Genomic DNA, 9327 nt, shown 5'->3' with positions numbered 1-9327 from the left:
AGCCGCCCATTGTCGCTGCTATGCAGCGACAGGAAATCGCCTAAAGGCTAGACACCAACGGTTGCGGAATCTGCGATCAAGACGTAGGCCGGGACCGGTCCTGGACCACGTACTGGTTCAATCCTTTATGATAGCCGACCCTTGAATCCGTTTCCGGCTCGCAAGAAGGTCGCGCATCATGCTCCTCTCTCTCACTGTCCGTTTTGCCGCGTGTTGTCTGGCGCTGATGGCAGCGTCGGCCGGCGCCGAGCGGCCGAATGTGTTGTTCATCGCGATCGATGACTTGAGGGTTCAGTTGGGATGCTACGGTCAGGCAGCGGTGAAGTCGCCGAACATCGATCGGCTTGCGTCTGGCGGCATGGTTTTCGAACATGCCTACTGTCAGCAAACCGTATGCAATCCCTCCCGCGCATCGCTGCTGACGGGCATGCGGCCCGATACGCTGCGGGTCTGGGACCTGCCGACACATTTCCGTCAGAACATACCCGACGCGGTCACGCTTCCTCAATGGTTCAAATCCAACGGCTATCACACGCAATGCGTCGGCAAGATTTTCCACAACTGGCGACAAGACGAATGGAAGGGCGACCTCCGATCCTGGAGCGTGCCTTCGGTGCTGCACTACAACAGTCACTCCAACGACAAGCCGAGGGTTGACGGTACGGTGCCGCCGAATCTGGCGTCGGGAAAAAATGGCATCGAATGCCGCGACGTTCCCGATGACGCCTACTTCGACGGGCGAGTCGCGGAAACGGCTGTGGAGTCATTGCGGAAGCTCAATCGACGTGACGATCCGTTTTTCCTGGCCGTCGGTTTTTGGAAACCGCACACGCCCTTCAACGCTCCCAAGAAATACTGGGACCTTTATGGTCGCAACGAAGTTCCACTTCCAAGCGATGTGCAGCCACCGAAAGACGTTCCCGAAATCGCATTGACGAGCGCCCGATACACTGGCGGGCCAAAGTCGGAAGAGTTGCGGGAAATGCATCACGGACATCTTGCCGCGATCAGCTACCTGGACGCGCAGGTCGGTCGCGTGTTGGATGAATTGGACGCACTGCAGCTGCGAGACAACACGATCATTGTACTGTGGTCTGATCACGGGCTGCATCTGGGCGAGCATGGTCTGACGCGAAAGACAACGGCGTTTGAACTCGATGCCCGTGTTCCGCTGATCATCGATGCCCCCGCGCACAAAGCAGTTGGACGCACGGAAGCTCTGGTGGAATTGCTGGATCTCTACCCGACGCTCACGGAACTTTGCGCGTTGCAAACACCTAGCGACGTCGAAGGCGTCTCCTTGGTGCCGCTGCTGGACGACCCGTCGGCAAGCGTTCACGAAGTGGCTCTCACCCAAACACCGCGTCCCAATTATCTGCGCGGCAAACTGCCCGAAGTGATGGGGTACTCGATTCGCACCAAACCCTTCCGCTACACCGAGTGGCGGGACTTCAAGACCGAACAAGTCCTCGCCCGCGAACTGTACGATCACCGCAAGGACTCGCACGAAACCGTGAACGTGGTCGACCATGACGCGTATCAAAACGCCGTCGCCGATCTTGCCGAGAAACTGGCAGAAAAACTGGCCGCCCAGTCCGCCGTTGCCGCTTCACGCTCCGATGATCTTCCGCACCCCGTGACGAATCCGAGCAGCCCGCACATGCTGGATCTGCAGACCACCGGCTCCGATGTGTCGCGAATCGATTTCAACCAACTCCCAAGGGTTCCTTCACAGCACGCCATCATCAGTGACGTCCGAGACCGCGCCGGAACCCGGGTGCACCAGCACGCTTATCTCGCGCATTTCGGTGGCAAGTACTGGGCGATGTGGAGTGATGGTCCGGGCGTTCCAAGACCGGGGCTGTCGCCGGAGCAACTTCGCAACGTGGTGCCGGGGCACGATCGACCGGACACCCGCGTGTCCTACGCGACCAGCGATGACGGGCTGCACTGGAGTGAGCCGGCGGACCTGTCCGGCCCGCCGCGGACACCCGGATTTGGTTGGATCGCGCGCGGGTTGTGGGTCCGTGATGGCGAGTTGCTGGCGTTGGCGAGCCATTTCAACGCGCCGGGTTATCCCGGCAAAGGGCTCAGTCTGGAAGCGTTTCGTTGGGACGCGGGCGACCAAGCGTGGAAAGCGCTTGGCACGGTGATGGACGACACGCTCAACAATTTCCCGCCCAAGCGATTGCCGCAGGGCGAGTTCATGATGACGCGTCGCGACCATCGCCAGCAGGTTTCCGTGATGATCGGCGGGGACACCGCTTTCGACGACTGGAAGATCCGCCCGCTGGCCAGCTATGACGCCCAGGGGCGGCCAGAAGAACCGTACTGGTACGTGCTTCCCGACGGCCAGAACCTTGTCGGTCTGATTCGCGACAACGGACGTTCGGGACGATTGCTGCGAACCTTTTCCAGCGACAAAGGCCGGACCTGGAGCCCGATCGTCAAGACAGATTTTCCTGACGCGACGAGCAAGTTCTTTGTGCTGCGAACCTCCCGGGGCTACTATGTGCTGGTGTCCAACGCCAACCCGCGACGTCGCGACCCGTTGACCCTGGCCGTCAGCTCGGACGGGCTGGTCTTCACCCACCTGTTCCAACTCGTCGGCGGTCGGCACGTCGATTACCCACACCTCATTGAACACGACGAACACCTGTTGATCGCGTTTTCCGGCGCCAAGCAAACGATGGAAGTTCTCAAAGTATCGCTCGACGATCTCGACGCGCTGCTTTGATCACCGCAATCTTCCAACTCCCGTTGACGATTTCCTTTGCTCGTCGTCACCACGTCGCATACCATCCCCCTGCACGAGTCCTGCCATGTCGTCCCGTTGTTGTCTCTCGCTCGTCTGTCTATTGATCGGTCTGGCCAATTGTGCCCGCGCGGCCGATCGACCGCCGAACATTGTTTACATCATGTCCGACGAGTTGGCGTATTACGAACTTTCGCACATGGGCAACGAGCGATTGCGGACGCCCAACATCGACCAGATGGCGCGCGAGGGAATTCGATTCACCCAGGCGCTGGCGGCGGCGCCGGTTTGCGGTCCGCTGCGTGCTTGCATGATGACCGGAAAGCACATGGGGCATTGTTCGGTTCGCGATAACCCCGGCGGCACGCCGCTGCGCGCCGGCGAGCCGACGATCGCCAGCATGCTGAAGCAACGTGGCTACGCAACCGGCGGATTTGGCAAATGGGGCGCCGGTGGTCGGGGATCCACCGGCGTACCGGAACGGCATGGCTTCGACGACTTCTTCGGATACTACGACCAGGTTCATGCGCACTCGTTTTACCCGCCCTACCTAGTGCGAAATAGCCGAGAGGTTCCGCTGCCGGGCAACGATGGGGGTCGTGAAGGAGAAACGTACTCGCACTACGAGATCATGAAGCGGGGCAAAGCGTTCATCCGCGAGAACAAGGATCGACCGTTCTTTTGTTATTTCCCCGTCACCCCGCCGCACGGGATGTATGACATCCCGGCGGATGATCCCGCCGTAGCCGCTTACAAGGACGACGCGTGGTTCAATGATCCGAACGTTTCACAAGAGGCGAAAAACTATGCGGCAATGGTCACGATGATCGATAACGATCTTCGATCGGTTCTGGACTTGCTTCGCGAACTGGACCTCGAAGACAACACGATCGTTTTCTTCACCGGCGACAACGGCGGCCAAGATCGGTTTCGCGACAACGAACATCCACGCGGCTACTTCGGCCCGAACAAGAACCCCGTGACCGGCGTCGAATTCCGCGGCGGCAAGGGGAATCTTTACGAGGGCGGACTGAGGATTCCGTATCTGGTGCGCTGGCCCGGCAAGATCCAAGCCGGTCAAGTCAGTGATTTGGTGTTCAGCCAAGTCGACGTGTTTCCGACGCTCGCCGAACTGAGCGGTGCCGAAGCCCCTGACGATCTCGATGGCATGTCGATTCTGACCGAATTGATCGGCGCCGACGCAACGGGACACAAGCAACCGCAGCACGAGTTTTTGTATTGGGAGTACGGTCCACAGACGGCGGTCCGGATGGGGCAGTGGAAAGCGGTCCAGCCCAAACGCGACGGACCTTGGGCGTTGTATGACTTGGACAGCGATGTCAGCGAAACGACAGACGTCGCCATAGAGCACCCTGACGTGTTGGCCAAAATGGTCGCCCACGCCAAAGCCGCTCACCAGCCGGTTCAACCCGGAACGTTTGAATCCAAAGAGTTGCACGAGCGTGATCGGCAAGCGAAATGGGGATCGAAAGGAAATCCCGCTAAGAAGAGCAGCAGCAATCGCGGCCTGCAGGTCAACCGATTGACCGACAAGAATCTGCTTTCGGCCGACGAAATGAAGCTCGTTCGATACAGCAGCGAGAACACCGGTAACGAAAAGCATGCGGCCAACGCGATCGATGGGAATCCGGAAACGATCTGGCACTCCCGATTCGATCAAGGTGTCGCCCAACCGCCCCACGAACTGGTGATCGATTTGGGCGCGACGTACCAGATCGACGGCTTTCGCTATTTGGCCCGACAAGACGGCGGTTGGAACGGAGCCTTTGCCAAAACCGATTTCACCATCAGCGGTGTGGCAGACTCCTTCGGAGAACCCTCCGCCGAGGCGACGTTTGGCAAAGTAAGGACGGCTCAGAAAGCGGATTGTGAAGCACCGGTGCGCGGCCGCTATGTCCGCGTGCGAGTGTTTTCGGAGGTCAACGAAAAACCATGGGCATCCGCCGCGGAGATCGGGGTTGTCGGTCGGAAAGTGCCCTAGAGCTTTGTTCCAATTCAATCGTGGGGTAAGCATCTTGCTTGCCATCTGCGAATCGCAGGACACCCGCAAGCTAGAAGCTTACGCCACTTCGACTCCCTCCTCTTCAAACGGTCGATCACCATGCGTCACTCTTCTCTTTTCTTGGCATGCTTTCTGGTAGCGGTGCCGCTGGTCGTCAGCCGCGGTCAGGACTCTGTGGGTCTCGCCCAGGATTCTGTGGTGCACCCCGATCGATGGCCCACCGCACGCAGCCCGATCGGTTTGGATGACGCGATCGAAACGCGGATCGGCGAGTTGATCGGGAAAATGACGTTGCGGCAGAAAGTGGGCCAAGTGATCCAGGCCGACATCGGATCGATCCAACCCGACGATTTGAAGACCTATCCATTGGGATCGATCCTCAACGGGGGCAATTCCGCGCCGGGGGGAAACAATCGAGCGGCTGCAAAAGATTGGCTGTTGCTTGCCGATGCATTTTACAACGCCAGCCGCGAATGTGATTTGCAGGGCGGCCCCTTCATTCCGTTGCTGTGGGGGACCGACGCGGTCCATGGACACAACAACATCGTCGGCGCCACCTATTTTCCGCACAACATCGGCTTGGGGGCGACGCGGAACCCGGCATTGCTTCGCAAGATCGGCGAGATCACTGCCAGGGAGATTCGTGTGACAGGCCAGGAATGGACCTTTGCCCCAACGATTGCCGTGGTTCGAGACGACCGGTGGGGAAGAACGTACGAAGGTTATGCCGAGCATCCGGAAGTGACGGCAAGTTATACGGGAGAGTTGATCGAAGGGATCCAGGGCGTCGCGGGTGACCCTTCCTTTCTGCAAGGAGAGCACGTCATCGCCACCGCAAAGCACTTCGTCGGAGATGGCGGAACGACCGGCGGCAAGGATCAGGGTAACAACCAGATGTCCGAGGAAGACCTTCGCGATCTGCAGGCAGCCGGCTATCCGGTTGCGATCAATCACGGCGTTCAATGTGTGATGGCATCGTTCTCCGAGTGGCAGGGGAAACGCTTGCACGGTCACAAGGGATTGCTCACCGATGTGCTGAAAGGGCGGATGGGCTTTGACGGATTCATCGTCGGTGATTGGAACGCGCACGCCCAAGTTCCCGGTTGCACCGCCACCGACGCGTTGCCCGTTCTTGAAGCCGGACTGGACATGTACATGGCCGCCGACAGTTGGCGGGGACTGTTCGAAACGATGCTTCGTCAGGCTGAATCCGGCGACGTGGACATGGCCCGATTGGACGATGCGGTTCGCAGGATTCTGCGGGTCAAACTCCGCGCCGGCCTGTTCGAAGCGGACTCCCCCTCCTCTCGACCGCTGGCCGGAAAGTTCGACGAACTCGGTAAACCCGAGCACCGAGCCGTCGCCCGACAAGCTGTACGCGAGTCGCTGGTGTTGCTCAAGAACAATGGCGGCGTGTTGCCGCTGCGGCCCAACGCAACGATCGTCGTCGCCGGTGACGGTGCCGACAACATCGGCAAACAGAGCGGTGGCTGGACACTTTCCTGGCAAGGCACGGGCAACTCGAACGACGATTTCCCCGGCGGAACGTCGATCTATGAAGGGATTCGTCGGCAGGTCCGGGCGGCGGGAGGTCGAGCGATCCTGGTCGGTGATGGCAAGCCGGTGGCAGACTCCAGCGCGATGAAACCCGCCGCGGCGATCATTGTGTTCGGCGAAGACCCGTATGCGGAGTTTCAAGGGGATGTCGAAACGCTCGCCTATAAGCCGGGCGATGACAAGGACTATCGACTGTTGAAATCGTATTCGGATCGGGGCGTTCCGACCATCGCGGTGTTTCTGACCGGTCGTCCGCTGTGGGTCAATCGTGAAATCAACGCGTCGGATGCCTTTGTCGCCGCGTGGCTGCCCGGTTCGGAAGGAATCGGTGTCGCCGACGTCTTGTTGGCCGATCGGCAAGGGCAGGTTCAGTACGACTTCAAAGGCAAACTTTCCTATTCATGGCCGCGCACCCCGATGCAAACGCCGCTGAATGTTGGCCAAGCCGAATACGATCCTCTGTTCGCGTATGGTTACGGTTTGACGTATTCGGATTCGACCACGCTGCCCCAGCTTTCTGAACAGGCCAGCGGCGGCGAGACGGCACTGAATCTGACCCGATACTTTGATCGGGGACGCGCGATTCCACCGTGGAGAATCGTGTTGGCCAGCGAAGCAGAGCGGATGGTCTTGACTGAGACGCGTGGCGGGACCGCAAACGATGCGATTCGAGTCGTCTCGGCCGACGAGTCTGCACAAGAGGACATCCGCACGATCACTTGGACGGGGAAAGGGCAGGCGTCGTTCGCGTTGGCGGCGGAAAACCCCGTCGATCTCTCGGCACCCGAGTTTGCGTCGGCTTCGATCAAGATTCGGCTTCGCGTCGACACCCCGCCCTCGTCCGACGTGACCTTCGCTCTGGCGACGAGCGGCGGCTCCAAGTCGGTCTCGCTGGGTGAACGAATCTCCGGTCAGCAGCCCGGCGTCTGGCAAGAGCTTTCGGTTCCCGTCGCAAACCTTGGGACCGGAGACGCGCTAAAATCTGTGACCGCCGCGATGGTGATTCAAACCTCGGGCACGTTCAAGATGAGCCTGGCGAAGGTCCAACTGGATCTTTTGTGACCAAATAACTGCGCGTCCCTCGAGTGACGTAAATCGCTTCTTCGCTCAGCCGCCGGCACAGTTCGATCAGGAATTCGATCAGCCGGTCAAATTCGTTTTCTTTGTTGAATGACACTTCGAATCGTTCCAGCACGTCGTGCGAGAGCTGGGCGGTTGGGTCGATCCAATATCCTTTCACCGGAGTCGGGGATTGGGTGTAGGCTCGATAGCGATGCATCAGGAACTCATGGATCGCCGAACGCGCGGTTTGAGTCCCGTGATAGAAGCGGGGGTCATCCAGCTTGTGCGACGGAATATAAAACTCCGTCATCGTTCCCAGTGCCAGGATGTGTGGCGAGTTCTTGGTGCCCATCAGCTGAATTGCTTTTGCATGGCGTCGAGAAAGGCTTGCAGTTGGTCACCGGGTAATTCATTGATGCCCGCGGCTGCTTTGCGTCCTCCGCCGGTCGGGAATTGACGACACAGTTCGTCGGCCCCGGTTTTGGTTGCCAGCGGGGCGCGGACGCTGACCAGATAGTCGCCCGATGGCAACAGGCTGGCTAATGCATGGGCGCGGTCCGGGTTCTCGCGCGCCAGCTGGTTGCTGTACACGCCACTGACACGCCGCGAAAACGATTCGTTCGGAAACGTGAACGCGGCGCAGCGTTCGGTTTCCAACACCGGGGCGATCGACTTGGCCCGATTCATGTCGCTTTCGAAACCCTCGCTGAGGGTTTGAAAGGTGGTGTCGGACGCGATGAACTCGAAGGGATCGGCATACGGCTGGATCTTGCGGTACAGCTGATCCGGCGGGAAATACAAATCGTCCAGCGTGCTGCCGTAGCCGTTGTAGTTCAGCAGGGTGCCGAGCGTTTCGAGTTGGTCGAGTTGCGATTCGGTCAGGTTCAGTGGCTGTGCGGCAAGGCGGGCGGCGTCGTGCAAGTTGTCGCCGAACAGCGCCGTCACGGCCCAGGGCAGAAACGCACCGTCGAGGTGACGATTGACAAGCAGACCGGTGCAAACGTCTCCGGCGGTGTCGATTTGCACGGACAGGTTATTTGATTCGGGAATCTCGCCGGAAAAATGGTGGTCGAAATAGGCGACCGCGACGTCTTGCTCGAGTAGCCGCACCAATCCCTCGCGGTTCTTGTCGAGCGAAATGTCGAGCACCGTGACGCTGTCGCCGGATCGGGCCTGGACGCGTTGAAGCAGGTTGATGTCGCGTTTGACGCCCGTCACCAGCGTGCTCTCTCGCGGCCGGGCCAAGCGAAGTTGGTGCAAGGCGCAAATGCCGTCTGCATCACCGTTAAACACGTCGAAGTGGGCCACGTCAAACTCCTGAATCGAATGGGAAACGTGGAATGTAGCGTGGCCGTGGTGATCCGAAAACCGAGGTCGGGTTTTCTGATATCCTTCCGAGGTCAGACATCAACAAAACGTTGGCAGCAAAGATGGGAATCTCGATCCACTACCGCGGCACCCTCGACCGCCTCGAAGACGTCGAGGAATTGGAGGACCGTGTGACCGACATTGCATTTTCGCTCGGCGGACATGCCACCATTTGGCGTTCGTTTTCCGAGCACGATCGCTCGCGTTTGGTGCGGGGATTGATCGTTGAAATGGCACCAGGACAGGATACCCTGAGCTTGCTGGTTTCCCCCGAAGGACACTTCATCCCGTTGCACCAGATCAGTGCTGCTGAGAAAGGCCTCTTGTCCGAACCACCCGATTGTTTTGTCAAAACCCAGTTCGGCGGAGTCGAGGGGCACGTTGCCGTTGCCCACTTGTTGGGCGCGATCAAGGCGCGCTACTGCAGTCGGCTCGGCATCAATGACGAAAGTGGGTTTTACGACAATCGAAATGCGGACGAACTGGCCGGCAAGATGCAATCCTCGGGCGAGGTGATCGACATGCTCGCGGACCAACTGCGCCCCTAGTATCTCACCCATCG

At 59.4% G+C, this 9327-nt stretch carries 6 protein-coding genes; 4 read left to right on the top strand and 2 right to left on the bottom strand.

Annotation, left to right across the window (positions count from 1 at the left end; genetic code table 11):
• Nucleotides 1-178 precede the first annotated feature (178 nt).
• The 3 genes from NZK35_RS23920 (at nt 179) to NZK35_RS23910 (ending at nt 7397) form a co-directional block, all read left to right on the top strand.
• The gene (locus NZK35_RS23920) at nt 179-2737 is read left to right on the top strand and encodes a sulfatase-like hydrolase/transferase (protein WP_259635046.1); all 2559 of its coding nucleotides are present in this window, start codon (nt 179-181) and stop codon (nt 2735-2737) included.
• Between the two features lie 85 nt (nt 2738-2822).
• Nucleotides 2823-4757 (top strand): sulfatase-like hydrolase/transferase, encoded by a 1935-nt coding sequence (locus tag NZK35_RS23915; RefSeq protein ID WP_259635045.1) that lies wholly within the window; start codon nt 2823-2825, stop codon nt 4755-4757.
• Between the two features lie 120 nt (nt 4758-4877).
• The gene (locus NZK35_RS23910; protein WP_259635044.1) at nt 4878-7397 is read left to right on the top strand and encodes a glycoside hydrolase family 3 protein; all 2520 of its coding nucleotides are present in this window, start codon (nt 4878-4880) and stop codon (nt 7395-7397) included.
• Here the strand turns inward: NZK35_RS23910 and NZK35_RS23905 are convergent.
• Nucleotides 7357-7749: a hypothetical protein gene (locus NZK35_RS23905; protein ID WP_259635043.1), complete on the bottom strand. Its 393-nt coding sequence runs from the start codon at nt 7747-7749 to the stop codon at nt 7357-7359. The two genes, NZK35_RS23910 and NZK35_RS23905, sit on opposite strands and share 41 nt — an antisense overlap.
• A complete protein-coding gene (locus NZK35_RS23900; RefSeq protein ID WP_259635042.1) occupies nt 7749-8705 on the bottom strand; it encodes an acetyltransferase in 957 nt (318 codons plus the stop codon). Before NZK35_RS23900 ends, NZK35_RS23905 begins: the two co-directional genes overlap by 1 nt.
• A 122-nt stretch (nt 8706-8827) precedes the next feature.
• Between NZK35_RS23900 and NZK35_RS23895 the strand changes: the two genes are divergently transcribed.
• Complete coding sequence (locus NZK35_RS23895) at nt 8828-9313, top strand: hypothetical protein (RefSeq protein WP_259635041.1); 486 nt, start codon at nt 8828-8830, stop codon at nt 9311-9313.
• Nucleotides 9314-9327: the final 14 nt, after the last annotated feature.

It is taken from the genome of Stieleria sedimenti, assembly GCF_025060895.1.
In the GTDB taxonomy this organism is placed as follows: domain Bacteria; phylum Planctomycetota; class Planctomycetia; order Pirellulales; family Pirellulaceae; genus Stieleria; species Stieleria sedimenti.
This window is presented reverse-complemented; position numbering and strand designations above follow the sequence as displayed.

What these genes read in the sequence shown, in the direction of transcription:
- NZK35_RS23915 (WP_259635045.1), top strand. Translation starts at nt 2,823, where the DNA reads ATGTCGTCCCGTTGTTGTCTCTCGCTCGTCTGTCTATTGATCGGTCTG.
- NZK35_RS23905 (WP_259635043.1), bottom strand. Translation starts at nt 7,749, where the DNA reads ATGGGCACCAAGAACTCGCCACACATCCTGGCACTGGGAACGATGACG.
- NZK35_RS23920 (WP_259635046.1), top strand. Translation starts at nt 179, where the DNA reads ATGCTCCTCTCTCTCACTGTCCGTTTTGCCGCGTGTTGTCTGGCGCTG.
- NZK35_RS23895 (WP_259635041.1), top strand. Translation starts at nt 8,828, where the DNA reads ATGGGAATCTCGATCCACTACCGCGGCACCCTCGACCGCCTCGAAGAC.
- NZK35_RS23910 (WP_259635044.1), top strand. Translation starts at nt 4,878, where the DNA reads ATGCGTCACTCTTCTCTTTTCTTGGCATGCTTTCTGGTAGCGGTGCCG.